At 41.8% G+C, this 26373-nt stretch carries 19 protein-coding genes; 16 read left to right on the top strand and 3 right to left on the bottom strand.

Annotated features, from left to right (window positions below; all coding sequences use genetic code 11):
* Nucleotides 1–123 precede the first annotated feature (123 nt).
* The 11 genes from VB836_RS22845 to coaBC all read left to right on the top strand — a co-directional run bounded on the left by VB836_RS22845 (nucleotide 124) and on the right by coaBC (nucleotide 12888).
* Nucleotides 124–1071 (top strand): XDD3 family exosortase-dependent surface protein, encoded by a 948-nt coding sequence (locus VB836_RS22845; RefSeq protein WP_323222828.1) that lies wholly within the window; start codon nucleotides 124–126, stop codon nucleotides 1069–1071.
* Nucleotides 1072–1407: 336 nt separating this feature from the next.
* The gene (locus tag VB836_RS22840) at nucleotides 1408–3669 is read left to right on the top strand and encodes an ATP-binding protein (RefSeq protein WP_323222825.1); all 2262 of its coding nucleotides are present in this window, start codon (nucleotides 1408–1410) and stop codon (nucleotides 3667–3669) included.
* 4 nt (nucleotides 3670–3673) lie between these two features.
* On the top strand, nucleotides 3674–4141 hold the full coding sequence (locus VB836_RS22835; protein ID WP_323222822.1) for a response regulator: 468 nt from the start codon (nucleotides 3674–3676) through the stop codon (nucleotides 4139–4141).
* 86 nt (nucleotides 4142–4227) lie between these two features.
* Nucleotides 4228–6849: a response regulator gene (locus VB836_RS22830; protein ID WP_323222819.1), complete on the top strand. Its 2622-nt coding sequence runs from the start codon at nucleotides 4228–4230 to the stop codon at nucleotides 6847–6849.
* A 183-nt stretch (nucleotides 6850–7032) separates the two neighbouring features.
* Complete coding sequence (locus VB836_RS22825) at nucleotides 7033–8850, top strand: sodium:solute symporter family protein (RefSeq protein ID WP_323222818.1); 1818 nt, start codon at nucleotides 7033–7035, stop codon at nucleotides 8848–8850.
* A gap of 62 nt (nucleotides 8851–8912) precedes the next feature.
* Nucleotides 8913–9092, top strand: coding sequence for a hypothetical protein (locus VB836_RS22820; RefSeq protein ID WP_046277052.1), 180 nt, complete (start codon nucleotides 8913–8915; stop codon nucleotides 9090–9092).
* Nucleotides 9085–9606 carry a GNAT family N-acetyltransferase gene (locus tag VB836_RS22815; protein ID WP_323222816.1) on the top strand — a complete coding sequence of 174 codons (522 nt, stop codon included), beginning with the start codon at nucleotides 9085–9087 and terminating at the stop codon, nucleotides 9604–9606. Before VB836_RS22820 ends, VB836_RS22815 begins: the two co-directional genes overlap by 8 nt.
* A gap of 54 nt (nucleotides 9607–9660) precedes the next feature.
* A complete protein-coding gene (locus VB836_RS22810) occupies nucleotides 9661–10404 on the top strand; it encodes a HEAT repeat domain-containing protein (protein ID WP_323222814.1) in 744 nt (247 codons plus the stop codon).
* An 83-nt stretch (nucleotides 10405–10487) separates the two neighbouring features.
* The gene (locus tag VB836_RS22805) at nucleotides 10488–11108 is read left to right on the top strand and encodes an alpha/beta hydrolase (protein ID WP_323222812.1); all 621 of its coding nucleotides are present in this window, start codon (nucleotides 10488–10490) and stop codon (nucleotides 11106–11108) included.
* 87 nt (nucleotides 11109–11195) lie between these two features.
* On the top strand, nucleotides 11196–11408 hold the full coding sequence (gene isiD, locus VB836_RS22800) for a protein IsiD (RefSeq protein WP_046277048.1): 213 nt from the start codon (nucleotides 11196–11198) through the stop codon (nucleotides 11406–11408).
* 217 nt (nucleotides 11409–11625) lie between these two features.
* Nucleotides 11626–12888 (top strand): bifunctional phosphopantothenoylcysteine decarboxylase/phosphopantothenate--cysteine ligase CoaBC, encoded by a 1263-nt coding sequence (gene coaBC / locus VB836_RS22795; protein WP_323222809.1) that lies wholly within the window; start codon nucleotides 11626–11628, stop codon nucleotides 12886–12888.
* Nucleotides 12889–13108: 220 nt separating this feature from the next.
* Here coaBC and VB836_RS22790 read toward each other — a convergent pair whose 3' ends face one another.
* A complete protein-coding gene (locus VB836_RS22790) occupies nucleotides 13109–15376 on the bottom strand; it encodes a mechanosensitive ion channel family protein (RefSeq protein ID WP_323222807.1) in 2268 nt (755 codons plus the stop codon).
* A gap of 391 nt (nucleotides 15377–15767) precedes the next feature.
* On the opposite strand from VB836_RS22790, the gene VB836_RS22785 reads away from it, so the two are divergent.
* Together VB836_RS22785 and VB836_RS22780 are read left to right on the top strand one after the other, a co-directional pair.
* Nucleotides 15768–16043: a hypothetical protein gene (locus VB836_RS22785; protein ID WP_323222805.1), complete on the top strand. Its 276-nt coding sequence runs from the start codon at nucleotides 15768–15770 to the stop codon at nucleotides 16041–16043.
* Nucleotides 16033–16452 carry a type II toxin-antitoxin system VapC family toxin gene (locus VB836_RS22780; protein ID WP_323222802.1) on the top strand — a complete coding sequence of 140 codons (420 nt, stop codon included), beginning with the start codon at nucleotides 16033–16035 and terminating at the stop codon, nucleotides 16450–16452. Before VB836_RS22785 ends, VB836_RS22780 begins: the two co-directional genes overlap by 11 nt.
* Nucleotides 16453–16531: 79 nt before the next feature.
* On the opposite strand, the gene VB836_RS22775 is transcribed toward VB836_RS22780, so the two are convergent.
* Both VB836_RS22775 and nifJ read right to left on the bottom strand, forming a co-directional pair.
* The gene (locus tag VB836_RS22775; RefSeq protein ID WP_323222800.1) at nucleotides 16532–17542 is read right to left on the bottom strand and encodes a dihydroorotate dehydrogenase-like protein; all 1011 of its coding nucleotides are present in this window, start codon (nucleotides 17540–17542) and stop codon (nucleotides 16532–16534) included.
* Nucleotides 17543–17711: 169 nt separating this feature from the next.
* The gene (gene nifJ, locus VB836_RS22770) at nucleotides 17712–21284 is read right to left on the bottom strand and encodes a pyruvate:ferredoxin (flavodoxin) oxidoreductase (protein WP_323222798.1); all 3573 of its coding nucleotides are present in this window, start codon (nucleotides 21282–21284) and stop codon (nucleotides 17712–17714) included.
* 900 nt (nucleotides 21285–22184) lie between these two features.
* Between nifJ and hoxE the strand changes: the two genes are divergently transcribed.
* The 3 genes from hoxE (at nucleotide 22185) to hcp (ending at nucleotide 26204) form a co-directional block, all read left to right on the top strand.
* Nucleotides 22185–22709, top strand: coding sequence for a bidirectional hydrogenase complex protein HoxE (hoxE, locus tag VB836_RS22765; RefSeq protein ID WP_323222795.1), 525 nt, complete (start codon nucleotides 22185–22187; stop codon nucleotides 22707–22709).
* Nucleotides 22710–22908: 199 nt separating this feature from the next.
* Complete coding sequence (locus VB836_RS22760; RefSeq protein WP_323222793.1) at nucleotides 22909–24525, top strand: NuoF family protein; 1617 nt, start codon at nucleotides 22909–22911, stop codon at nucleotides 24523–24525.
* 32 nt (nucleotides 24526–24557) lie between these two features.
* Nucleotides 24558–26204, top strand: a complete 1647-nt coding sequence (gene hcp, locus VB836_RS22755) for a hydroxylamine reductase (protein WP_323222910.1) — start codon at nucleotides 24558–24560, stop codon at nucleotides 26202–26204.
* The last annotated feature ends 169 nt before the right edge of the window (nucleotides 26205–26373 follow it).

Genomic DNA, 26373 nt, shown 5'->3' with positions numbered 1-26373 from the left:
TCTACAGATATACAAATTCTTTACAGATTTTGTTGAGATGTTGGTTGTAATCTTCATAATTGAGTGAATATGATGGTGTTAACAAAGAAAAAAATAGTCTACAAGTAAACGGAGTTGAACGCCATGAAAAGCTACTTAAAAACAACAGTCGGAGTCGTCGCTACCTCTATTTGCCTCAGTTTAGTAGCTGGACAAGCAGCACAAGCGGCTGATTTTACAACAGTAGGTTCTGAGTGGAATATTGTTAAAGATTCTTTTAAAGATGGTACTGACGGCGGTCTAAATGGTGTTGGCAGTCCGAGTAAATATGAAATGTTCGGTATGGCAATTAAAGCCGACCAAGATACAGTTTCCATTGCGATTAATGCGAATATTCCCCTCTTAGGAAATTATTCAGGCTCTGCTGCCGATCAGAATGTTGGTTACGGTGACTTGTTCTTTAACTTCAGTGGCATGACCTTCAAAGATGCCAGTGCTGCTAATAAATTATTTGGAATTCGCTTCGCAGGTTCTAATGATTCTGGAGTTGGAAGCGTAGGCGTTTATGGAGATGTACAAGCTAAAAGTGTAGTTAGTTCAAATAGTGGATGGGGAAGCTTTAGCAGTTATCAAAGTTGGGTAGAAGGAAATAACCGAGATAAAACTCCAGGTGCAACAGGAACAAAAAGTGGAGCAGTGGGTTTTGGTGATTTAAGTGCAGCAGAAGCCAAAGACTATATCGGAGATACAAATATTCAAAACGTGATGGCTTCGGGTAATTTATTAGGCGGAATTACCATGTTAAGCAATGACGAACTCGCAGGATTAGATTTCGGTACGGGAAATCAAGAAGTTTTTAGCCTTGCACATACTTTTGGCTTTAGCTTTGATCGGAACTTCCTTCCTGATGGTGATGCTTTAATCAGCCTTTTAGCCGAATGTGCAAACGATGGTATGGCGATGGCAATGAACTTTGAACCGAATAAAGTAGCCGTAGCTGCAAGTGTTCCTGAACCGACAACAGTTACCAGTTTAGCTGTAGTGAGTTTGGCTTTAGCCGGAAGCAAAGTTCGTAAACAAAACAAAGCTTAGTTGATTCTAAAAAACGTCAAGTTCACTTCTCATCTTTTGATTGACGACTATTCTTTCTTCTGTTAGGGCATCTACTTGATATTGAACAATAGACAGAGCAATAAAAACTCTAAAACTGGAAACGGCAAGATATTAAATCTTCTGCCGTTTTTTGAGGTTTTAGCCAAAAAATTATGTTAAAAACTTAAAATATATAATATTTTTAATCTAACAAATGTTGAGTGAATGGCGGGTCAGAAAATCCCAAGGTGATTGAAGTCTAGAATACAGATTCAGTGAGAGTATATAATGAAAATATAAAAATTTAAGAAGTTTAGACTGAAGCAGATTGGGACAATGACTCAAAATAAAACGGTTACAGGGACAAATGTTAATTTAACCAATTGTGATCGCGAACAGATTCACATTCCGGGTTTAATTCAGCCTCATGGAGTCCTTTTAAGCCTCCAGGAACCCAATCTGAGAATTGTTCAAGTTAGTCGCAATGTGGAAAACTTACTCGGATTTTCACCGGAGGAGTTATTAAACCAAACTTTAGATTATCTATTAGACGCCGAACAGATAGAAGCCGTTCGTCAATGTTTATCTGGAAACTTTGAATATCTTAACCCGATCACAGTCTCCCTTCACAGTCGCCCTCAGTCTCAACCGTTTAACGGAATTGTACATTATTCTGAGGGTCTAGCGGTATTAGAACTAGAGCCTCTCGGTAGCCGAGAAAACGCCGGATTTACCAAATTTTATACACTCACAAAGCGAACTATCACTTTATTTCAACAAGCCAAAAACTTCCAAGAACTCTGTTCTATCATTGTCCGGGAAATTCGTCAGCTAACTGGGTTTGATCGGGTGATGATCTACAAGTTTGATGAAGACGATTCCGGTCATGTTATTGCTGAAAATAAATTAGAAGAATTAGAACCCTATTTAGGGCTACATTATCCAGCGACCGATATTCCTTTACCGGCTCGAAAACTCTACTGTTTAAATTTTCTGCGGTTAATTCCCGATGTAAATTATCAATCCGTTGAGTTGATTCCTGCAAACAATCCTCTCACTCAAAATCCCCTGGATTTGAGTTATTCAGTCCTTCGGAGTGTCTCTCCAATACATCTGGAATATTTGGAAAATATGGGAGTGAAAGCTTCCCTGTCTATTTCTCTCATCAAAGATAACAAATTATGGGGATTAGTCGCTTGCCATCACGAGTCATCTGATAAATATGTTCCCTATGAAATCCGAACCGCTTGTGAATTCTTGGGTCAAGTTATGTCTTTACAAATTCCCACAAAAGAGCAAAATGAAAATTTGGATTATCAGGTGTATTTGAGAAAGATTCAATCTGAAATTACTTTGTTTCTTTCTACCTCTGATGATTTACTAAATGTTTTAGTTGATCTCGAAGATCCGTTACTGCAACTGGTCAGTGCTTCAGGAGCCGCTCTTTATATAGAAGACAATCTGCAATGTATAGGTCAGACTCCCAACGAAACCGAGATCAAAAATTTAATTGATTGGATTCAACTTAATATCGATGATAGTATTTACTACACTGATTCTTTACCAAAAGTTTATCCCTCCGCTCAAAACTTTAAAAGTTTAGCCAGTGGGTTGTTAGTTTTAGAAATTGGTAAAGTTCAACCCAATTATATTTTATGGTTTCGCTCAGAAGTGATTCAAACCGTTAACTGGGCGGGAAATCCTCAGAAACCTCCAAAAGTTGAAGCCGATGGCAGTCTCACCCTATTTCCTAGAAAATCTTTTGAACTCTGGCAAGAAACAGTCGAATCTAAATCATTACCTTGGCAAAGTTGCGAAATCGAAAATGCCCAAGAATTGAAAAATGCAATCCTTAGCATTGTTTTACGTCGATTGGCTGAATTATCCGAAGTTAATTTACAGTTATCTCGCAGTAATAATGAACTCGATTCTTTTGCTTATATTGCTTCCCATGACCTGAAAGAACCCCTGCGAGGGATTCACAATTACTCCACTTTTTTAATGGAAGATTATAGTGAGATTTTAGATGATGCTGGTCGTGAAAAACTCAAAACGTTAGTCCGTTTGACCCAACGAATGGAAGATTTAATTAATACTTTGCTGCATTTTTCCCGTTTAGGTCGTCAAGAACTCAACCGTCGGTCTATTGACTTAAATTTATTAGTCGAGAATGTGACTGAAGTTTTAAGGATCAGTCAACCGAATGAATCAATTACAATTAACATTCCTCAACCTTTACCTGTCATTTTAGGCGATCGCATTTTAATCGAAGAAGTTTTTAGTAATTTAATGAGTAATGCTGTGAAATATAATGAAAACTCTCACAAATCTCTCGAGATTGGTTGTCTAGAAACTGAAGTCAATCCTTGTACCCTCTATGTACGGGATAATGGAATTGGAATTCAAGAGAAACATCTCGACACCATTTTTAAAATTTTTAAGCGGTTGCATGGTCGAAATCGTTATGGAGGCGGAACAGGAGCGGGTTTAACAATCGTTAAAAAAATTATTGAGCGTCATGGAGGTCAAATATGGATAGAGTCTGAATATGGACAAGGAACAACGTTTTACTTTACTCTCAATCCTAAGCAGGAGTAATCAAATGAATAGCTCTCATATTAAATCAAAAGATATTCCTTATTTGCTGATTGTCGAAGACGGTGATGAAGACTTTGAAGTTTTTCTGCGATTGATGAAATCATCAAATTTTGCCTATCCAATTCAGCGCTGTATTGATGGAGATGAAGTTCTTGATTTTCTTTACTTTCAAGGAGAATATACAAATCGAGAAAATCAAGCTGATCCAGCTATAATTGTTATGGACTTAAATTTACCCGGAATGGACGGACGAGATGTAATTGCTATCCTCAAACAAGATCCACGCTTAAAAATTATTCCGATTGTTGTTTTGACAACATCTTCTAATCCTAAAGATATTCAAGCCTGCTATCAACAGGGAGTGAATAGCTACATTCAAAAACCGATTGGTCTTGATTGTTTAAAAAAGAATATTCAAGATTTTATTTCTTATTGGTTTGAGACTGTTATTCTTCCAAAGAATATAAGCTAGAGATTGATTATATCTGGATCACGAGTTTTTAAAACCCATCAAATTAGAGTAGTTGACATTTGAAAGATAAAAATGATCTGAAGGCTATGACTAGAGTAGACCATAAGCGGATTATTCTGATTATTGAAGATTCTCTCACTGACCAAGAAATGTATCGTCGTTATCTGACTAAAGATTCACGATACAACTATCAAATTATCGGAGTAGAAACGGGAGAAGAAGGGCTTGAATGTTTATCAGAAATTGCGCCTGACCTCATTCTCATGGATTTTATTCTACCGGATATGGATGGACTAGAACTGATAGAAATTTTGAGACAAGAAATCAGTCTAGATATCCCTGTAATCATGCTAACAGGTCAAGGGGATGTGCAGGTTGCTGTACAAGCTATGAAAAGTGGTTTTCAAGATTATTTAGTGAAAGGGAATGTAACACCTGAAAGTCTTTTAAAAACAGTGGATACTGTCTTTGAACGAGTTAAACTTCTCAAACAAATCGAACGTAATCAACAGCAACGTCGGTTAGTATCAACCATCGCCTTACGAATTCGTCAATCTTTAAATCTCGAAGAAATTTTACAAGCTTCAGTCAATGAAGTCCGCTCATTTTTAAATTGTGATCGGGTGGTTGTTTATCAGTTTAAATCTCATCTAGAAGGCCGGGTTATTTCTGAATCTGTGGGAGAAGGCTGGCCAAAAACAATTAATATTTCATCTCAAGATATGTGCTGTAATATCCCCACAAACCGCACCCAACTTTGGGAAAAATCCCATGCTAATAACGATATTTATCAAGCCGAGTATAGCGACTGTCATATCCAAATGTTAGAACGTTTTCAGATCAAAGCCAATCTGATATTTCCGATTATTATCGAAAGAAAGGAAAATAAAGGAGTGAGAAAATATAACATCAAACCCTCTCAACTCTGGGGGTTATTAATTGCTCATCAGTGTGATGATTTTCGGCAGTGGGAAAAATCTGAACTTGAACTTTTAGAAGAACTCTCTGTACAAATTGCCATCAGCATTCAGCAAGCTCAACTCTATCAGAACTTAAAACAGCTTAATCATAAGTTAGAAAACAAAGTTCAGGAACGGACGGCTAAACTCAAAGAAAGCGAGCAAAAGTTTCGAGCTATTTTTAATAATAGCTTTCAACTCACCGGATTATTAGCAATTGATGGTATTGTCTTGGAATTGAATCAAACGGCTTTAAATTGGGAAAATGTCAGCCGTGAAGAAATTCTAAATCGTCCGTTTTGGGAAATTCCAACCTGTCAAAGGGCTTCTACTCAGACTCAAGCCAACATACAGGAGTCTATTTCCCGAGCGGCTCAAGGAGAGTTTCTCCGCTATGAAATTGATACGTTTGATGCTCAGGGAAATACATTAACCCTTGACTTTTCCCTTCGTCCTTTGCTCGATGAAGCCGGAAAGGTAATCTTTTTAATCCCAGAAGCTCGGGACATTACTGAGCGCAAAAAAGCTGAAGAAATTCTCAGAAAAGCGAATATAGAGCTAGAACGAACAACTCGCTTAAAAGATGAGTTTCTCGCCAATATGAGCCATGAATTACGAACTCCGTTAAACGCGATTTTAGGCTTGTCTGAAGCTTTAGAACAGGGAATTTTTGGAATGCTAAACTCTCAACAGTCTAATTCTATCTCAACGGTTAGAAAAAGTGGAACACATCTGTTAGATCTGATCAATGATATTCTTGATCTCTCCAAAATTGAATCCGGAAAATTCAAGTTAAATCTAGAACAAGTAAACCTCAAAGCCTTGTGTAACTCTAGTCTTGATTGCGTTAGACCCCTGGCTTTTAAGAAAAATATTAAACTGAACTCTCAAATCACTCAGGACGTTACTGAAATTGAAGCAGATGAACGTCATTTACGTCAAGTTTTAGTGAATTTGCTTGGTAATGCGGTAAAATTTACGCCAGAACAAGGTGAAGTCACTTTAATCGTCTCAGTCAACTTTGCTGAATCTACTATTAGTTTTAAAGTGAGCGATACAGGAATTGGTATTGCTCCAGAAGAACAGGAAAAAATTTTTAAACCTTTTGTACAAATTGATAGTCGTTTATCGAAAAGTTACCCCGGTACGGGATTAGGTTTAGCATTGGTAAAACACATTACAGAAATACACAAAGGTCAAGTGCATCTCCAGAGTGAATTAGGTCAGGGAAGTCTATTTACTGTTACTCTCCCTTTCAAAAATTATTGGAAAGATAACGCTGAAAAGGAAGGAATTTTTACTGAAAATTCCGCTCAAGACTTTAACGAGCAACCCTCAAAAAACATTACAGAACATCATCAAAAACCTACTAAACCTTTAATTTTAATTGCTGCTCACAATGAAGCTAACGTTGATAGTATTATAGATTACTTTGAGTTAAAAGGATATCAGTTAATCGTTGCTAAAAATGGTTTAGAGGCAATTCAAATCGCCAAACAACAGCAGCCTCAATTAATATTAATGGATATTAAAATGCCTGGAATGGATGGATTAGAAGCCATTCGCAGAATTAGATCAGAGCCAGATACAGCTCAAATTAAAATTTTAGCTTTAACGGCTTTCGCAATGCCTGAAGATCGAGAAAAATGTCTACAATCAGGAGCTACTGATTATCTAGCGAAACCTTTTAGTTTAAAAAATTTATCGAATAAGATTGAACAGTTATTAAGTCAGGAAAGCCTTAAATGATTGTAGCCGCTCATCAGGGAAACATTATTGTGGAGAATAATCAACCTCAAGGGGCAATATTTACCATTGAAATTTAGGGCTTTTCTTGCTCTTTAGTCTGTTTTGAGAACAAAAGCTTTTACAAAAAGGACTTTCAGGGGTAAACTAAAAGACTTAGATTCATCTTACCATGCGCCCGGTTTCATGCAACTGATTGACTGGTTAATTGTCTTGCTGTATCTCATCGCAACAATGGCGATGGGGTTGTATTTGTCTCGTCAAGGTTCCAAAAGCCTTGCTGATTTTTTCGTTTCCGGGCGATCGCTTCCCTGGTGGTTAGCCGGAATTAGTATGGCGGCGACAACGTTTTCAATTGATACGCCTCTCTATATTACTGGAATTGTCGCCAACCGAGGCATTGCAGGAAACTGGGAATGGTGGACGTTTGGCATTTCTCACGTCATTATGGTGTACATTTTCGCCCGGATGTGGCGACGTTCAGAAGTTCTCACCGATGCCGAATTAACCGAAATACGTTATGGTGGCACAATGGGGGCAGTTTTACGCGGTGTAAAAGCATTTATTTTTGCAGTTCCGATTAATTGCATTGCCATTGGTTACGCCATGTTAGCGATGGTAAAAGTCGTAGAAGCATTAAATATTTGGCAAGCTTTGGGGATTGACGCAACAGAAACTAATCTCAAACTTTTAAGTGTGATTGGGGTTAGTATTTTTGTCTTAATTTATGCCGGATTGTCAGGTCTTTGGGGCGTTGTAACCACAGATTTCTTTCAGTTTTTTCTCGCCTTATTGGGTGCGATTATTGTTGCTTATTTTGCGGTGGATAGTGTGGGCGGAATTCAGGAGTTGGTCATAAAAGTTCCCCTCGCTTCTCCAGACAAAGATATATTATCTTTACTTCCGATTTCAGTTGGGGGTGAAAATGGATTTCTCGCCTTTAGCAAAACAGCCGGAATTTCAGCAAGTACCTTTTTTGCTTATATTTTTATTCAATGGTGGTCATGGCGACGCAGTGATGGGGGCGGTGAATTTGTCCAACGATTTGCAGCAGCTAAAACGGAAGCAGAAGCCGAAAAAGCCGCCTGGACGTTTAATATTATGAACTATGTGATTAGAACTTGGCCTTGGATTTTGGTCGCCTTAGCTTCAATTGTTCTTTATCCAAATTTAGAAGATAAAGAGTTAGGTTATCCCCAATTAATGCTGGATTTTCTGCCACCGGGAATTTTAGGGTTAGTTGTGGCTTCGTTGTTAGCGGCGTTTATGAGTACGGTTTCAACTTCGATTAATTGGGGGGCTTCTTTTATTACGAATGACCTTTATCTACGTTTTATTAAACCTGATGCCTCTCAAACTCAACTGGTTTTCATTGGGAGGTTGTCTTCAGTTTTAGTCACCGCTTTAGGGGCAGGTGCGGCATTTTTAGCAACGGATGTTGCGACGGTTTTTCGGTTGGTGATTGCCATTGGTACGGGTTCGGGATTAATTTTAATCTTACGGTGGTTTTGGTGGCGAATTAATGCAGCAGCCGAATTAACCGCAATTGTAGCCAGTTTTTTTGTAGGAATGGCGACGAGTCTAGTCCCCATTTTTAAGATCGAAGATTTTGGCTTGCGGATTATGTTTATTACCGCTTGTGTAACTGTTTTGTGGGTGACGGTTTTGCTGTTGACTTCACCGGAATCACAAGAAACTTTAGAAACATTTTATCGGCTTGTCAGACCCGGTGGGCCGGGATGGAAACAACAACGCCTGAAAACCGGGTTAACTCCAGTTCAAGATTTGGGGCGGGATTTACAAAAGACGCTCGCGGCTATTGTATTATTACTAGGAGCCTTATTAACGGTTGGTGGTTTTTTACTGTTGCAAGAAACGTTCGGTTGGGTTTGTCTCATTTTGACGGTTGGGGGCGGCGTGGCTTTGCGTCAATTGAGTAAAAGCCGAGTGTTACCCATGCCCAGGCCAGGACTCGATGATGAAGATCTCGAAGATTATCAGTAGAAATCTAGACACAAAATAGATTACAATTAGATTGGAATTTTCTAGCTGAAGTTGAAAATCCTATGGCTATTTTTCGTCAATATATTGCACCCTTGATTGTCGTTTTAATTTTTCTATTGGCTCTGGTTGCGGTGAGTGCGCGTATTTTTTTACCCGGGGATCTAGCTGCACCTGCACCCATTGGAGAAGTCAGTCCGACGGGTGAACAAGCTCAAGTTTTTCTCAGTAATATTCGTGTCTGATTGGTCAATTCCGGGTTATCGATTACGTTTGGGTTCTCGTTTGGATCGGGCGTTGCTGTTGAAGTTTATGAACCGCACCTATCGAGAACTTCATCCAGAGCGCAACTTTAGCCATTTAGCCGATACCATTGAGCAGTATTTTAGCAATCAAACGCCTCTGTGGTGGGTAGAAGTTGCAGGCGAAGAATATTCCCCGCAAACAAACAGTCCTTTTCCCGCTTTACAACCGATTTCTCCGATTGCTTGTTTATGGATGGGAAATGCCATTGATCAATTACAGGGTGAACGCATTGCTCATATTTTTCTACTGTATGTTCATCCTGACCACCGACGTCGTAGGATAGGTTCAGCTTTGATGAATCACGCAGAAAACTGGGCAAAACAACGGGGAGATCGACAAATTAGCTTGCAAGTTTTCTCCCACAATCAACCCGCACTCAATCTGTACCAGAAACTCGGCTATCAAACTCAGTCCATTTCTATGTATAAATCCTTATCCAATCTCGAAACATGAAACAAATTTGCGATCGCCTGCTAAGATGTCACCCTGATGCTGTAAATTAATGCTATGGAGGATGATGAGTTAAGTGTAATTCATAGCCCAGAAGCATGGGAAAGTCCACTGGATCATCTGGAGAGATCAGAAACTCCCCAACCCGATCCAGAGGAGATGTTGCCGTTACTCGAATCACCGGAACCGCAACGCCGGATGATTGCAGCACGGGCATTTTGTGAGATTCAAGACAGGCGGGCCGTTAAGCCGTTAATTGATTTGTTGGCAGAAGCCTGTCCCTTAATTCGAGTCAGTGCAGCTTATGCCTTGGGACGCAACCCCAGTCCAGAAGCCGTAGAACCGTTGATTGAACAACTCGAACAAGACTGGAATGGTTATGTTCGCAAAGGGGTTGTTTGGGCGTTGGGAAATTGTCAGGATCAACGGGCTTTAATTCCGTTGGTGGATGCGTTAAAAACCGATATTCCGGCGGTGCGGTTGTGGGCCGCTAGTTCTTTGGGTCAAATGGCAAAAGTCGGGTATGATGTTGTCGTGCGGGCAGTTCCACCTGTAATTGAAGGACTGATCCGGGATGAAGTGGCGGCGGTTCGCAGTAATTGTGCTTGGGCGTTAGGTCAGTTGTGTCGAGAAATGCCTTCTAATGTCGTCTATGCAGGGGCGATCGATGCCTTAATTGAAGCCTTAGAAGAAGATCAAGATATGGGCGTGCGAGAAGATGCAAAATCTTCGTTATTGCGAGTGGGTGATCCGCGTGGGTTACAGATTATTGAGGAGTTACAACGGGACGGTTTATTGTAGTTTTCTAATCACTCGCTTTGCCAATTTGAGTAAAACCATGAACAATATAGCGTGAACGCCTAGAGTGTAATCAATCAATATTCATGGACTTAAATACCATTACGATTTCTGCGGAAACCAACAACCCCGAAGGTTTAATCGTGTTTCTGCATGGTTGGGGTGCGAATGCAGAAGATTTAGCTTCGTTAACGCCTTTGCTGAGACTAACCCAATATCAGTTTATCTTCCCCGACGCACCCTTTCCCCATCCACAAGTTCCGCTTGGACGGGCTTGGTATAGCCTAGAAACCCAGGAATACAAAGGACTCGATCAAAGTCGCCAAACCCTGATCGACTGGTTAACCTCCCTAGAAGCAACCACAGGTATTCCTGCGAGTCGGACAATTTTAGGCGGTTTTTCGCAAGGGGGGGCGATGACGATGGATGTGGGGCGAGAGTTAGGCTTGGCGGGATTAATTGTGTTGAGTGGCTATCTGCATTTTTCACCGGAACCTGTGAGTGGTTCTTTCCCTCCGATGTTAATTGTACATGGTCGCCTGGATCGAGTTGTGCCGTTGACTGCTGCTATCAGAGCTAGAGATCGTTTTCAGGAACTCGGAGCAGACATACAATATCACGAATTCGATATGGCTCACGAAATTCGTCCGGAAGTTTTAAGTTTAATACGAAGTTTTGTTGTGGAGGTGATGTCGAAATCGGCTTAAAACCTTACACTATAAAAAGGGAGTCTGATGTGAGATTTACCCACACAAAGGCTCAAAGCAAATGCGATTTACCGGAGGTGGCTACAGATGGAAACGTTGACTCGATCCTCACCCCAAATTTCCACTCTGACTGTGGAAGATGTTGCAGAGTTGGCTGCACGTTTGGAAACTGATGACTATGGTAATCCATTTGATGGGCTCAATGATTGGCATTTGCTACGAGCGATCGCATTTCAGCGTCCAGAGTTAGCTGAACCTTATCTCTATCTACTCGATATGGAGACATACGACGAGGCGTAATCATCTTTCAAGATGATCTGCAATGGGATTAATACGGGGTTCACAGCATGGGCTGTAACCCTATTTTAATTGAAGAAGGCAAGAGGGAATAGGCAAGAAGGCAGAAGCAAGAAGGCAGAAGTCAACAGTTAATAGTTAAAAGTTAAAACGGAATGAGGAACTCCTGAACTTCTAAACTTCTATAAGTATTTTAGCTTTTATGTTTTGAAGATAGAAGATGAAACCTATTTTACCTTCTCTGTTTGAAAAACGAATTTTAATCGCCGTGAGTGGGGGAATTGCGGCTTATAAAATTTGTGAGGTGATTTCTACTTTGGCGAAAGCGGGAGCGGAAGTTAGAGCGATTTTAACCGACTCAGCCCAACAATTTATTACGCCTTTAACAATAGCAACGCTTTGTCGTCATCAAGCCTATACCGATGCAGATTTTTGGCAACCGACTCATGGGCGTCCGCTACATATTCAGTTAGGAGAATGGGCGGAATTATTTGTGATTGCGCCTTTAACGGCAAATACGTTAGCAAAAATTGCCACAGGAATGGCGGATAATCTATTAACAAATACACTGCTGGCATCGAGTTGTCCGGTGTTGTTGGTTCCGGCGATGAACCGTCAGATGTGGAAGCAGAATATTGTTCAGCACAATTGGCAGCAGGTTCTCAGCGATCAGCGTTTTCACGGTATTGCTCCGACTTCTGGGGTTTTGGCTTGTGATCTTCCCTTGAAAGAAAGTCAGGGTTGGCAAATTGGATCAGGGCGCATGGCTGAACCGAAGCAAATTCTCGCTCATCTTGAGTCGTTGTTGCATACTGGGGGAAAACGCGATTTACTCGGAAAGCGGGTGTTAGTGAGTGCAGGAGGCACCCGAGAACATCTAGATCCGGTGAGGTTTATTGGCAACCCTTCAACGGGTAAAATGGGGTTGGCGGTTGCTCAAGCGGCAGTTCATCGAGGGGCGACGGTAACGTTGGTACACGCGCCGATGAATACGGAGTTAGTCGCCCAGTTGCCGGATGTAGAATTAGTCAGTGTGACGAGCGCTGAACAGATGTATCAAGCGATGTTGCAGCGTTTCCCCGAAGCGGATATTACCGTGATGGTGGCGGCTGTGGGGGATGTTCAGCCTGGGGAATACCACGAGGAGAAGCTTGCTAAACAGGATTTACCCACAGTTCTCCCATTAAAGCAATGTACAGACATTTTAGCAGAATTGGGTAAAATAAAGCAACCCCCTCAATTTTTAGTGGGATTTGCGGCACAAACGGGGGATATTTTAACGCCTGCCTTGCGAAAATTAGAAGCGAAGAATTTAGATATTATTGTTGCAAATCCGGTTGATCAAGCTAATGCGGGGTTTGGCAGTGATACGAATATAGCGACATTAATTAATCGGGCAGGAAAGCAGATAGATATTGGGGGATGTAGTAAGTTAAAATTGGCTCATCATTTGTTTAATTTTATCGAGATGGGTAAACAATAAACAATTTTGTAGGGGCGCAAGGCTTGCGCCCTCTTGCCCTCTTATTTAATTTTTTGGAAACGGTTAAAAAATAGAGGGAACAGTAATCAGTGACCAGTGACCAGTGACCAGTGACCAGTTTACAGTGACCAGTTTACAGTGAACAGTGATAACTTTAAAAGCTGGTCACTGCATAACTGATAACTGTAAACTGTAAAAGCTGGTCACTGTAAACTGCCTTTTAATTGTCGTTATTTTTAGAGGAACTTCGCAGTTGGGAGTGATGACCATTACCATCATTATGAGAACTCTCTTCCTCGTGATGCCAAAGAAGACGTTGAGGCATTCCAATGGCAATTCCTTCGCGATCAAAAGCTAACTTAATTCTGAGGCGAAATTCTCGTCCAACCGCCCATTGTTGAATGGGTTGAGTTTTAATCCAAACTTGAATTAAAATCCCATTGTGCGTAATTCCATCTACCCCTAAAATAGAAGCAGGTTCTAGAATTAAATCCTGCCATTGCGGTTCACAACGCATTTCTTCTGCAACTTGATGAATCACTTCTAAGGCGTGTTTGACATCAGCATCGTAAGCAATCTCAATTTTGAAGTCAACTCGTGACCATTCTTTGGTGAGGTTTTGAACAATATCAATATTCCCATTGGGAATAGAAATTAAACGCCCTTCATCACCTCGTAGATGAGTCATGTAGAGATTCATTTTTTCCACAAAACCTGCAACACTGCCAACAACAATCACATCACCCACTGCAAATTGATCCGTTAAAAGAATCAAACAACCGCGAATAATATTGGTAATGTGAGGTTGAAAAATATAGGTAGCAATCAGCGTGATAATTCCAGCGCTGGCGAGTCCTTGTGTTGAAAGACCTAACACCGATAAAGAGAGAATCGTTGCTAATCCATAAGCAATAACAGTAGTCATTTGAGACAGGGCAGCAGAATAGGTTTTTACCCGCATTGTATAGCGTTGAGGAGTCGATGAAGTTTGTTGTGCTTCTGTCGCCCAACGACTGAGAAGGAAGTCAATAAAGAAATCAACAACTTTGTCAGCAATGCTGAAGAAAATCCAAATTAAAGCAATCCAAATGGGGCTAGTCGCGAGTAATCCGGCATAAACTCGAGTGGGAGCATAGAAGAACATTATAACTGCTATACCCACCCCCCAGATAATGACTTGTATCCAGAGTGAAATGTTTTCAAATAACAGCATTAAGTTAATTCGCTGCTTGAGAAAACTTTGTTGTTTGAGAGAGTTTTGAGTAATATACTGCCAAAGGGACTCTACTCCTGAAGCAACTAAATCAAAGGGGATATCAGCTAAATCACTGCTATTATTGTGATACTTAGAAGAACGTGCAGGTTGTTCGTCGGTCTGATGAGAATCGGTATTTTTGGCTGCGTTGATGGCTTCTTCTGCTTGGGCGGCTTTAGCAGCTAACTCCTCAGATGTCGTATCGGGTTCAACGGCGACTGATTTTTCTAGATTTTCTAATGTTTTTTGAAGTTTACGGCGTCTAGCTTTAACTTGTTTTTTCAGCCAAAAGAAGATAAAACTCAGGAGCAAAACAACAGCGAAGGTGGGCGAAAAAGTCTTGACAAAGAATAAAGGATTTTCGAGGATACTTCCTTGTTCTTTTAAGGAATTACTTAACTGTTGCCGAATTTTATTTTGCCAAATTCTGGCTAAAACAAATGCTTCTGTCTTCCTGTAGGATAGATTGGGATTACTCTCAGAAATTTGTTCACGCCATTGTCTAATTTGTTCTTGCTGTTTGATATCACTCGGCACTAACAAAGCTTGATTGGGAATAACATCCCATTCTTGCACACTCAAGAGCGTTTGTTTCAAAAATCCCTCTTGAGAAGGTATAAAAATCACAGGAATGTTATTTTCTAGAGCAACTTCAATTTCAGGGGTAGCTGGGTGAAGATTCTCCTCGTTCCTCTCAGATGGAGAGGTGAGGGTTTTACCAATTTGAGTTTCTCGACTTTGTTCAAGGATAATCTTCTTCGCTGAAGTGTTACTTTTATTTAATGAAATATCTGGATTAGATTGATTGGATCTAGCACGACGCAGGGCTTCTTCTTGAATGAGGTTGAGTTGTCGCTGAATTTGTCTGGCTCGCAAATCAACAGGTAAACTGATATTTTGTTGTTCTACAGTGGCGGAAGGTGAAGCAATGGTCAGAATGGGTTTGAAATTTCCAGTCATCCAAACATTACTACACAACTGGAGGTTAGCGCAGTTGAAGGGTTTATTTAACGCATTGAAAATGGGGACTTCGTTATCGGTTGCAGTTTCTGTCGGGATGGGGATAAACGGAAGTTGTGCTGTCGCTGTCGGTATCCCGGTGACAGTTAAAATGAACGTTAGCAACGAAACCGATAAAAACCGCATGAGATTAGCTTGTCGGCTTTGTAAATGGCTGCTAAATGCTTCTAATGTTCGGATAATTCCGATCCGGATATCCGTGAATTTAAGCATATGTACCTACCTCTCGTTTGCACTTTTTCCATTCTAAGCAACAAGCATAGAAGTGTGGGAGGAAATACTGCTAAGGGGAGAGAACCTTACCCCATCTGGGTTTTCCACTGTAACGAGAAGGTTTACTCAATTACTCTGTCTAAAGATAGAAAGATAAAAAGGGTTAAAATCCGGATGATTACCCCTTTTTTAGAACATTTGAATTAAGTCAATTTACGGAATCTATTAATTGTTTTAAGTGATTAGCCGATCTAAAATTAATAATTCTAAATTCTGAATCTCGGGTAAACGGGTATCATTTGTTATAAAAAATGTTATCGATATCAAATAATTTGATATAATTGTAGTTGACACCCGAATAACTTCAGCACAATTGAGATCATTTATTATTATGGCTAAAACGTTCACAATTACCCTTCCAGATGAGCTAGAGCAAGCTTTAATGGTTCAAGCAGAACGTTTGAATCAATCACTAGAAGAAGTGGTGTTACAAGTCTTGTCGCAACAGATCGATACCTTATCTCAATCTCAATTAACCCAACCCGAAGAAAATGATCCACTATTGCGTTTAATAGGTTCTCTCCATGTTGATGTTTCCGATCTCGCAGAAAATCACGATCAATATCTTGGTAACGCTTTCTATCAGGAGTTGAAAGGTGTCGAATAACCTCTTTGTAGATACCTCGGGTTGGGCGAGTCTATTTATTGACAATCAATCTTATCATTTACAAGCGGAGCAATACTTTCGTTTAGCTGTTCAACAGCAAACAAGTATAATTACAACAAATTATATTATCACTGAACTGGTGGCATTATTACACAGTCCTCTCAGAATATTTCGCCCTCGTATCTTTGAGGTTATTGATGCTATCAAAAATGCGTCTTATGTTGAGATTATTCATATTGATGAATTAACGGATTCGTCAGCTTGGGAACTTTGCAAAAGTAGATCGGATAAAGCTTGGTCACTGGTTGACTGCACTTCTTTTATCGTAATGCAAAAACTAGAAATTCAGCAAGCACTGACAACCGATCAACATTTTGAACAAGCGGGTTTTATTCGTTTACTTAAGTAACTTTCAAGGGATTTCATACTTAGTAAAACCCAATCAAAATTGTTCCCTAGCTGAGAAAGCCAGGGAAACAATCTTAATCCTAAATTAAACTCCGTTCGGGTTGATAAGAAGTAATGGCTTTCATGTATTGAGCGCGTTCATAGGCCGATTTATCTTCACAATGCAGTTGAGACATCGAACCTTGCATCTGTTTAACAGACTCATATTCATGGTCTTCCATCCAGTGCTTCATTTCTTGTTCCATCACTTGAATATAGGGAATTCCATGTCGTAATAACGCTGAACAAACATGAGTCACTTTTGCACCAGACATTAACAATTTGAGCGCATCTCGACCCCGTTGAACGCCGCTAGTTGCGGCTAAATCTGCGTTAATTCGACCATATAAAATCGCTATCCAACGCATCGGTAAACGCAAATCTTGAGCATGGCTTAAAATTGAACCGGGTTCAACTTCTAATTCTTCAGGATTAATATCCGGTTGCAAGAAACGATTAAATAAAGCTAACCCATCCGCCCCCGCTTCATCTAATTGTTTTGCCATATTTGCGAGATTGCTAAAAAACGGACTTAATTTCACTGTTACAGGAATACTCACTTCCGCTTTGACTTCTCGCAAGGTATCAATATAATTCTGCTCTACTTGCGCTCCACTCATGTTAAAATCAGTGGGAACGTAGTAAATATTCAGTTCAATCGCATCGGCTCCAGCGTCTTGAATCAGTTTTGCATATTCCACCCAACCCCCCGAAGAAAAACCGTTTAAACTGGCAATAATCGGAATTTGAACGGCTTGTTTGGCTTGCTGAATATGGTCTAAATATAACTCAGGGCCAACATGAAATTCATCGGGTTCGGGAAAGTAGGTTAACGCTTCTGCAAAACTTTCGGTACCGTATTCTAAATGGTGATGAAGTTCAAATTTTTCGCGGAGTAATTGTTCTTCAAACAGTGAATGCAACACCACCGCACCCGCCCCGGCATCTTCGAGGCGTTTAATATTATCAAGGTCTTCTGATAGGGGTGCTGCCGCAGAAGGAACCAGAGGCGATCGCAAATTTAAGCCTAAATAGGTTGTGGTTATATCCATTGTTTTTGTTCTCCAAAAGTTAGGAATTTTAGGCGTAGTTAGGAGGTTTCATCCCCCCTAGCCCCCCTTTGAAAGGGTGGGTTTTATCCCCCCTAGCCCCCCTTAAAAAGGGGGGTTTTATTAAGAGTTAGGCTTCAGAAGTTGGTTTAATTCCGGCGGGGGTTTGGATTTATTCTTCGTTGCTGCCGTGAGTAGAATGACCGTTTGTTTCCGGTGAACGATTTGCCAAATATTGATACATTGCCCAACGAGTATCAACATCTTTTTGTGCTTCTTGCATTAACCGTTTCGCATCAACAGGTTTGCTCTTGGTTAACATCTTGAAGCGGTTTTCTTTATACATCGATGTTTCTACAGGTTGCTTCGGCGATCGCGAATCAAGTTGCAAGGGGTTTTTGCCTTGTTCTGCCAATTCTGGATGATAACGATACAACAACCAACGACCACTTTCAACAATGTCTTTTTGATGGTTCATGGCAGTCGTCATATTAATCCCATGAGCAATACAATGAGAATAGGCAATAATTAATGACGGCCCCTCATAGGCTTCGGCTTCTAAGAAGGCTTTTAACGTATGTTCATCTCGCGCCCCCATCGCTACACTCGCCACATAAACATTACCGTAAGTCATGGCAATTAAGCCTAAATCTTTCTTCGGTGCGGGTTTACCGCCTGCGGAAAATTTTGCCACCGCAGCGCGAGGTGTAGACTTAGAAGATTGACCTCCCGTATTAGAATAAACTTCGGTATCCATCACCAAAATATTGACATTTCGACCTGTGGCAATCACATGATCTAAACCGCCATACCCAATATCATAAGCCCAACCATCCCCACCAAAAATCCAAACGGATTTTTTCACTAAATAATCAGCAACACTGACTAATTGTTGAGCATCGGGATCATCAACACCTCGCAGAGATTGTTTCACTTGGGCGACGAGTTCCCGTTGTTCCCAAATATCGGCTTCTGATTTTTGCGGGTTATTGATAATTTTCGAGACTAAATTATCCCCTACCAGTCCGCCTAATTTTTGCAGTAATTCGGTGGCAAAACCCGCGTGTTTGTCAATGGAAAGACGGAACCCTAAACCAAATTCGGCGTTATCTTCAAACAAACTATTTGACCAAGCAGGCCCCCGTCCTTCAGCGTTTGTGGTGTAGGGCGTGGTGGGTAAATTTCCGCCATAAATAGATGAACAACCTGTGGCATTGGCAATCACCATGCGATCGCCAAATAACTGAGTTGCTAGCTTAATATAAGGCGTTTCTCCACAGCCTGCACAGGCCCCTGAAAACTCAAATAACGGTTCTTGCCATTGTTGTTGACGAATGCGATCTAGGTGCAGTAAACGGCGATCTGGGTTGGGTAAACTGAGGAAGAAATCCCAATTTTCTCGTTCTTGTTCCCGCAGGGGTTGTTGCGGTTCCATATTAATCGCTTTCCGCGATGCCATTGATTTGTTTTTCGCCGGACAAATATCTACACAAATTCCGCATCCGGTACAATCTTCTGGGGCCACTTGAATGGTGAATTTTTGACCGGAATATTCTTTATCTTTGATATTGGTAAACTTAAAGCTTTCCGGCGCATTTTCTAACGCTTTTTCCTCATAAACTTTACCCCGAATCACCGCATGAGGACAAACCATGATACACTTACCACACTGCACACATACATCCGGGTCCCAAACCGGAATTTCTTGTGCAAGATTGCGTTTTTCCCATTTCGCAGTTCCGGTTGGATAGGTGCCATCACAGGGTAAGGCACTCACGGGTAATTCATCTCCCTGTCCGGCGATCATTGCCCCTTCGACTTCTTGAACAAATATCGGTGCATTAACAGGAATTGGGGGTAAACGACGCAGATCGCTATTAACTTCGGTGACGTTAACTTCGTGCAGATTTGCTAAGGTATTTTCTACGGCTTGAATATTCATGCGAACAATTTCCGCACCTTTTTTGCCGTAGGTTTTTTCAATGGTTTTTTTGATGTTTGCGATCGCTTCTTCTCGCGGTAAAACCCCTGATAAGGCAAAGAAACAGGTTTGCATAATGGTATTAATGCGTCGTCCCATGCCACTGTCACGGGCAACGGTATCGGCATCAATCACATAGAATTTTATCCCTTTGCGAATAATTTGCTCCTGAATTTCCAGGGGCAATTTCTCCCAAACTTCCTCACGGCTATAAGGACTATTTAACAGGAACGTTGAACCTTTAGCGGCACATTTGAGAACGTCTAATTTTTCGACAAATGTCCATTGATGACAGCCAATAAAGTTGGCTTGAGAAATCAAATAAGTTGAACGAATGGGGTTCGGGCCGAAACGCAGGTGAGACACTGTAACCGCCCCAGATTTTTTCGAGTCGTAAACAAAATAACCTTGGGCGTAGTTGTCGGTATCATCCCCAATAATTTTAATCGAGTTTTTGTTGGCCCCAACGGTACCATCAGAACCCAACCCATAAAACATTGCCCGGACTACGTTATTGGGTTCTATCGAATATTCTGGATCAAAGGGCAGAGAGGTTAAACTTAAATCATCATTAATTCCAATCGTAAAATGATTTTTAAGCTTGTCTTGAGAGAGGTGATCAAACACCCCTTTAATCATGGCTGGGGTAAACTCTTTAGAAGATAAACCATACCGTCCGCCAATCAGTTTCGGAAGTTGTCCGTCCCAAGCTTCCATGAAAGCGGTAACAACATCTAAATAAAGGGGTTCACCGCCTGCGCCGGGTTCTTTGGTGCGATCTAAAACGGCAATCGTTTTAACGGTTTTAGGGATGGCTTCGACGAAACTTTGGTTATCCCAAGGGCGATATAACCGCACTTTTAACACCCCAACTTTTTCGCCTTGGGCTGTTAGGGCGTCAACGGTTTCGTGAACGGTTTCACAACCGGAACCCATGAGAATTATTATTCGTTCAGCATCAGGAGCGCCATGATATTCAAACAGTTTATAATAGCGTCCGGTGAGTTCTCCTACTTTGTCCATCGCGTTTTGAACCATAGCCGGACAAGCGGTGTAGAAGGAATTAACCGTTTCTCGGGCTTGGAAGTAGATGTCGGGGTTTTGGGCGGTTCCTCGCAATACAGGCGCATCAGGGGTTAAAGCCCGGGCGCGATGTTCGTAGACGTATTTATCATCAATAACAGCCCGCAACACTGTATTATCAATGCTTTCGATTTTTTGGACTTCGTGGGAGGTGCGGAAGCCGTCGAAGAAGTGGACGAAGGGAATGCGAGACTCTAAAGTAGCGGCTTGGGCAATTAACGCAAAATCTTGGGCTTCTTGGACAGAGGCGGAACACAACATCGCAAACCCGGTGGCACGGGCTGCCATGACGTCGCTATGATCGCCAAAAATGGAGAGTCCTTGGGCGGCTAGACTACGTGCTGCAACGTGGATCACACAGCTTGTCAGTTCTCCAGCGATTTTATACATATTGGGGATCATCAGCAATAATCCCTGAGATGCCGTGAAGGTGGTGGTGAGAGAACCCGCTTGTAACGCCCCATGAACCGCCCCTGCTGCCCCCCCTTCGCTTTGCATTTCCATGACTGACGGAATGCTTCCCCAGAGGTTGGGTTGGGCTTCAGACATCCAAGCATCCGCCCATTCTCCCATCGGTGAGGAAGGAGTAATGGGGTAAATGGCGATCACTTCGCTGAGACGATAAGCAACACGGGCGACGGCTTCGTTTCCGTCGAGGGTTGCATAGGTTTTTGTGTTCATTGAAATTTCCTCTAAATGTTGCTGCGGTTATCGGCAGATTAATGACAGATGAAATAGCTCAGTTTGATGCGACTCTACTCATCCATACCCTTGAGTATAGGGGGTAAGGGCAATTCATTTCTGTTATTAAACGTGCAGAAACTTCCATAAAATTTTACGGGTCACGGCAATTATTGCTGTGTTGTGTTGAGTTCCTCAATTAAAGCATAAACGGTCGTGAATTCTTTAATAAAAGGTTAAGAATTTAGAGTTTGGTTTGGTGTTAGGATTCACGCCGTTGATTCTCGATAGCGTTTCTAGCCTGTTTTTGTTCTCCTATCTGGGCTGGAACGCCTGAATGTTACACCTCCCCCCATTGTCCTTCTTTGAGCTTGCTGGTGAGAAGAGTTTCAGTCTTAACGGGGACAATCTCAACCTGTCTCCTCTATATTGATCTTCTAATAGATTCCATCAAAAGGGATCGGCTCTTAATGTTTTTTAACGCTTTGTGATTTTCTGTTGCTTTTTTCCCCGAGAGAAATTCAGCCAAGGATTTGATTTGGGGAGTTTTTCAGAAGATTTCTCAATAAACAGCCCAACCTTTTTGTAAATAAACGCTGATTTTACCACTCGGCATAATCGATTGGGGGTTAGATGTCAATTCAGCAGCAATTCTTAACAGAGTAGCTCTCCTAAATTTTAGAATTAATTTAACAATTGCAGACGAATCATTCCGATATACTTACAATTAGAAATTGAACCCTAACTAGAGGTTGGTTAACAAATTTACATAAACAACCATAGTGTTGTTTTGAACAAGTTTAAATCCGTTCGTTATCGTGAAAGTCCCTTCAACGGTGTTGTTAAAGAAACAATGGTATTCGACACCGAAAAGTAACTGAAATTGTCACCCAAAGAACTATGCAATCAACAACCGCCCCGGCATCGGGGCAAACCCAAGATTCATCTGCCCATCCCAGTGGCGATAAGCGGTTTAAGGTGTTGGATGTCACCATGAAACGCAGCCAATATCGTCAAGATGCCCTGATCGAAGTGCTACACAAAGCCCAAGAAGCCTTTGGGTATCTCGAAGATGACGTTTTAATGTACGTTGCCCGTAACCTTAAATTGCCTCTGAGTAAAGTCTACGGCGTCGCGACCTTTTACCATTTGTTTTCCCTCAAACCCGCAGGACGTCATAATTGCGTCATCTGTTTGGGGACAGCCTGTTATGTTAGAGGGGGGGATAAAGTGTTAGCAGCCCTGGAAGAACAGACGGGCATTCATTCGGGAGAAACCACCCCAGACGGTTTAGTTTCCCTGGTAACAGCCCGTTGCGTTGGGGCTTGTGGGATTGCGCCTGTGGTTGTCTACGATGGCAAAATGGCACCTCAACAAACCGCAGAATCTTCTGTTGAAAAAATTAAACAATGGCAAGCGGAATAGGTTACAGGGGAATTGGGACAGGGGACAGGAAATAGGGAATCCCCCCGGCTACGCCACCCCCCTTTTTAAGGGGGGAAGGGGGGATCAAAACCTGACAACTCAAACCCAAATTAAATCCAGCATTACCTTCTGAACTTGCAATAAAACCTGTTGGGTTTCTCAAGTTACACCCAAGTTACATTTGATAGAAGAGAACACTATGGAATTAAATGAATTACTAGAACTCGCCGAAAAAGAACGTCAATCTTTGAAAAGTATTCGCGTTCATTGTTGCACGTCTACCGGATGTCAAGCGGCGAATTCTTTAGCCGTTAAAAAAGAAATGGAACAAGCCGTTAAAACGGCTGGACTCCAAGATAAAATAGAAGTGGTTGGCGTCGGCTGCATGGGATTTTGTGGCAAAGGCCCGATTGTTGAAATCGAACCCCAAGGATTACAATATGAAGTGGTTAAACCGGAAGTTGCGGCTTCTATTATTGACGGATTAAATGGAGGCGAAGTTCAAGCCACTCCGGGCGATCCGAAACATCCCTTTTTCAGTCGTCAACTGTTAGTCGTTCGTGAACATAGCGGCAAAATTGACCCCGAAAAAATTGGCGAATATTTAGCAGTGGGCGGTTATCAAAGCCTGCATCATGCTATCTATGAAATGACCCCGGAAGACGTGGTTGCAGAAATCACAAAATCGGGTTTAAGAGGGCGAGGGGGTGCCGGTTATCCAACGGGTTTAAAATGGGCAACGGTTGCGAAAATGCCTCCCGGACAAAAGTATGTCATTTGTAATGCAGATGAAGGTGATCCGGGCGCTTTTATGGATCGCAGTGTCCTTGAAAGTGATCCCCATCGAATCCTAGAAGGCATGGCGATCGCAGGCTATGCAGTTGGCGCCAATCAAGGCTATATTTATGTTCGGGCAGAATATCCCCTCGCCATTTCTCGTCTACAAAAAGCCATCCAACAAGCCAAACGACAAGGCATTTTAGGCACGCAAATTTTCGGTGCGCCTGTTGATTTTAGCGTAGATATTCGCGTGGGTGCGGGTGCCTTTGTTTGTGGGGAAGAAACCGCTTTAATTGCGTCGATTGATGGAAATCGAGGAGTACCCCGTCCCCGCCCTCCCTATCCGGCTGTTTCAGGGTTATGGGAAAAACCGACTTTAATTAACAACGTCGAAACCTTCGCTAATATTGCCCCAATTATTCGTAAAGGCGCAGATTGGTTCGGCAGTATTGGCACAGAAAAAAGCAAAGGCACCAAAATATTCTCTTTAACTGGTAAAATAAGAAATACGGGATTAATTGAAGTTCCAATGGGAATCACCCTGCGAGAAATTGTTGAAGAAATGGGCGGTGGGGTTCCTGATGGAGAAGTCAAAGCCGTACAAACAGGAGGGCCGTCAGGCGGTTGTATTCCGGTTCATTTGTTGGATACCCCCGTTGATTACGAATCTTTAACAAAGTTAGGTTCAATGATGGGTTCGGGCGGTATGGTGGTGATGGATCAAGGCACTAGCATGATTCAAGTGGCGCAATTTTACATGGATTTCTGCCGCGAAGAAAGTTGTGGAAAATGTATTCCTTGTCGCGCCGGAACCGTGCAGATGTATCAGCTTTTAACCAAACTGATCAAAAAACAAGCCACCGCAGCCGACTTAGAAAAACTCAAAGAATTGTGTAGCATGGTGAAAGCTACAAGTTTATGTGGGTTAGGACAAACGGCACCGAATCCCATTGTCAGTACCTTGCATTATTTTGAATCGGAATACACCGAATTGTTGGTTTCTCAAGAGGTTTCCAATCAGAAGGTTTTGGTTTAGTTAATCCGTTGAAGTTTCAAAAAGAATTAGCCATGTTTTGTGAACAATGTGAACAAACCGCAAGCGGACAAGGTTGCCATCAGTGGGGCGCTTGTGGCAAAAGTCCCGAAGTAAACGCTGTACAAGATTTACTCGTTTATTGCTTACGAGGCATTGCCCCGGTTGCGTTAAAAGCGAAGGAATTAGGCATCTCAACTCACGAAGTTGATGTGTTTACCTGCGAGTCGTTGTTTTCCACAATGACCAACGTTAACTTTAATAAAAAACGCTTCTGGGAAGCCATTCAACAAGCCATTCAATTGCGTGAAAAACTCAAAGCAGAAGTCGCAAAACATCTAACTTCTGTTGAATGGTCTGAGATCAGTTGTTATCAACCCGACTTCACCGAAAGTTTGGCACAACAAGGTCAAGATATTGGCTTAAAATTTATCACTCAGTCAAAAAGTGATGTTGATATTTTCTCGCTGAAACTGACGGTTCTTTATGGGGTGAAAGGGTTAGCCTCTTATAGTTTCCACGCCCAAGAATTGGGTCAAGAAGATGACCGCATTTACCAATTTTGTTATGAAGCGTTAGCCGCTTTAGACCAAACAAACCTCAGTTTAGAAGATTGGGTGAATTTGGCGTTAAAAGTCGGAGAAATTAACTATCTGGCAATGGAATTGTTAGATGCGGGTCATACTCAAACCTATGGTCATCCTACACCAACGGTTGTCCCGTTAAACCCGAAATTGGGTAAAGCGATATTAGTGTCAGGACATGATATTAAACAACTCGCAGCCCTTCTCAAACAAACCGAAAATACCGGGATTAATGTTTACACTCACGGGGAATTATTACCCGCACATGGTTATCCGCTTTTAAAGCAAAAATATCCCCATTTATACGGGCATTATGGCACGGCTTGGCAGAATCAAACCAAAGATTTTGCGAAGTTTCCAGGGGCGATTATTATCACCACCAACTGTTTAATGCCCACTCAAGAAACCTACGAAGATAAACTGTTTACCATTGGGCCAGTGGGTTATCCGGGGATTAACTATTTACCCCATATAGAAGACAACACCCCGAATTATACTCCCGCCATTCAAAAAGCCCTCGCGTTACCGGGATTTACTGAAGAAAAAGAACCCCGTCAAGTAACAGTCGGATTTGCCCGCAATAGTGTTTTAAATGTAGCCGATCAAGTGATTGCGGCTGTAAAAGAAGGCAAAATTCGTCATTTCTTCCTGGTTGGCGGTTGTGATGGGGCAAAACCGGATCGCAATTATTACACGGAATTTGTGGAAAAAGTTCCCAAAGATTGCATCGTTTTAACCCTAGCTTGTGGTAAATTCCGCTTCTTTGATAAACAGTTAGGAGAGATTGGAAATCTACCGAGATTGATGGATGTCGGGCAGTGTAATGATGCCTATTCTGCCATTCAAATTGCGTTAGGACTCGCCCAAGCGTTTGAGATGGATGTGAATGAATTGCCCTTATCGATGATACTATCTTGGTATGAACAAAAAGCCGTTGCGGTGTTATTAACGCTGTTGTATTTGGGGATTAAAGATATTCGCTTAGGCCCAACTTTACCCGCGTTTCTCTCTCCCAATGTGTTGAATTTGTTATCGGAGAAATACAACCTCCAACCGATTACAACACCCGATGAAGATTTAGCCGCTTGTTTGGGTTGACCCCCACCAACCTCCCCATCCCTCCGCCAACGGCACCTCCCTTAGAAAGGGAGGGAGGAGGAGGCTAATTACACCGATTAACCCCCACCAACCTCCCCCAATCCCCCCTAGCCCCCCTTAGAAAGGGAGGGAGGAGGAGGCTAATTACACCGATTAACCCCCACCAACC

It is taken from the genome of Limnoraphis robusta BA-68 BA1 (assembly GCF_034932365.1).
Lineage (GTDB): Bacteria > Cyanobacteriota > Cyanobacteriia > Cyanobacteriales > Microcoleaceae > Capilliphycus > Capilliphycus robustus.
The sequence above is the reverse complement of the archived record's forward strand: the minus strand, read 5'-3'. Positions and strand labels throughout refer to the sequence as shown.

Excerpts from the sequence above, each read along its gene's own strand:
- VB836_RS22845 (WP_323222828.1), top strand. The coding sequence starts at position 124 with ATGAAAAGCTACTTAAAAACAACAGTCGGAGTCGTCGCTACCTCTATT.
- VB836_RS22840 (WP_323222825.1), top strand. The coding sequence starts at position 1,408 with ATGACTCAAAATAAAACGGTTACAGGGACAAATGTTAATTTAACCAAT.
- VB836_RS22835 (WP_323222822.1), top strand. The coding sequence starts at position 3,674 with ATGAATAGCTCTCATATTAAATCAAAAGATATTCCTTATTTGCTGATT.
- VB836_RS22830 (WP_323222819.1), top strand. The coding sequence starts at position 4,228 with ATGACTAGAGTAGACCATAAGCGGATTATTCTGATTATTGAAGATTCT.
- VB836_RS22825 (WP_323222818.1), top strand. The coding sequence starts at position 7,033 with ATGCAACTGATTGACTGGTTAATTGTCTTGCTGTATCTCATCGCAACA.
- VB836_RS22820 (WP_046277052.1), top strand. The coding sequence starts at position 8,913 with ATGGCTATTTTTCGTCAATATATTGCACCCTTGATTGTCGTTTTAATT.
- VB836_RS22810 (WP_323222814.1), top strand. The coding sequence starts at position 9,661 with ATGGAGGATGATGAGTTAAGTGTAATTCATAGCCCAGAAGCATGGGAA.
- VB836_RS22805 (WP_323222812.1), top strand. The coding sequence starts at position 10,488 with ATGGACTTAAATACCATTACGATTTCTGCGGAAACCAACAACCCCGAA.
- isiD (WP_046277048.1), top strand. The coding sequence starts at position 11,196 with ATGGAAACGTTGACTCGATCCTCACCCCAAATTTCCACTCTGACTGTG.
- coaBC (WP_323222809.1), top strand. The coding sequence starts at position 11,626 with ATGAAACCTATTTTACCTTCTCTGTTTGAAAAACGAATTTTAATCGCC.
- VB836_RS22790 (WP_323222807.1), bottom strand. The coding sequence starts at position 15,376 with ATGCTTAAATTCACGGATATCCGGATCGGAATTATCCGAACATTAGAA.
- VB836_RS22785 (WP_323222805.1), top strand. The coding sequence starts at position 15,768 with ATGGCTAAAACGTTCACAATTACCCTTCCAGATGAGCTAGAGCAAGCT.
- VB836_RS22775 (WP_323222800.1), bottom strand. The coding sequence starts at position 17,542 with ATGGATATAACCACAACCTATTTAGGCTTAAATTTGCGATCGCCTCTG.
- nifJ (WP_323222798.1), bottom strand. The coding sequence starts at position 21,284 with ATGAACACAAAAACCTATGCAACCCTCGACGGAAACGAAGCCGTCGCC.
- hoxE (WP_323222795.1), top strand. The coding sequence starts at position 22,185 with ATGCAATCAACAACCGCCCCGGCATCGGGGCAAACCCAAGATTCATCT.
- VB836_RS22760 (WP_323222793.1), top strand. The coding sequence starts at position 22,909 with ATGGAATTAAATGAATTACTAGAACTCGCCGAAAAAGAACGTCAATCT.
- hcp (WP_323222910.1), top strand. The coding sequence starts at position 24,558 with ATGTTTTGTGAACAATGTGAACAAACCGCAAGCGGACAAGGTTGCCAT.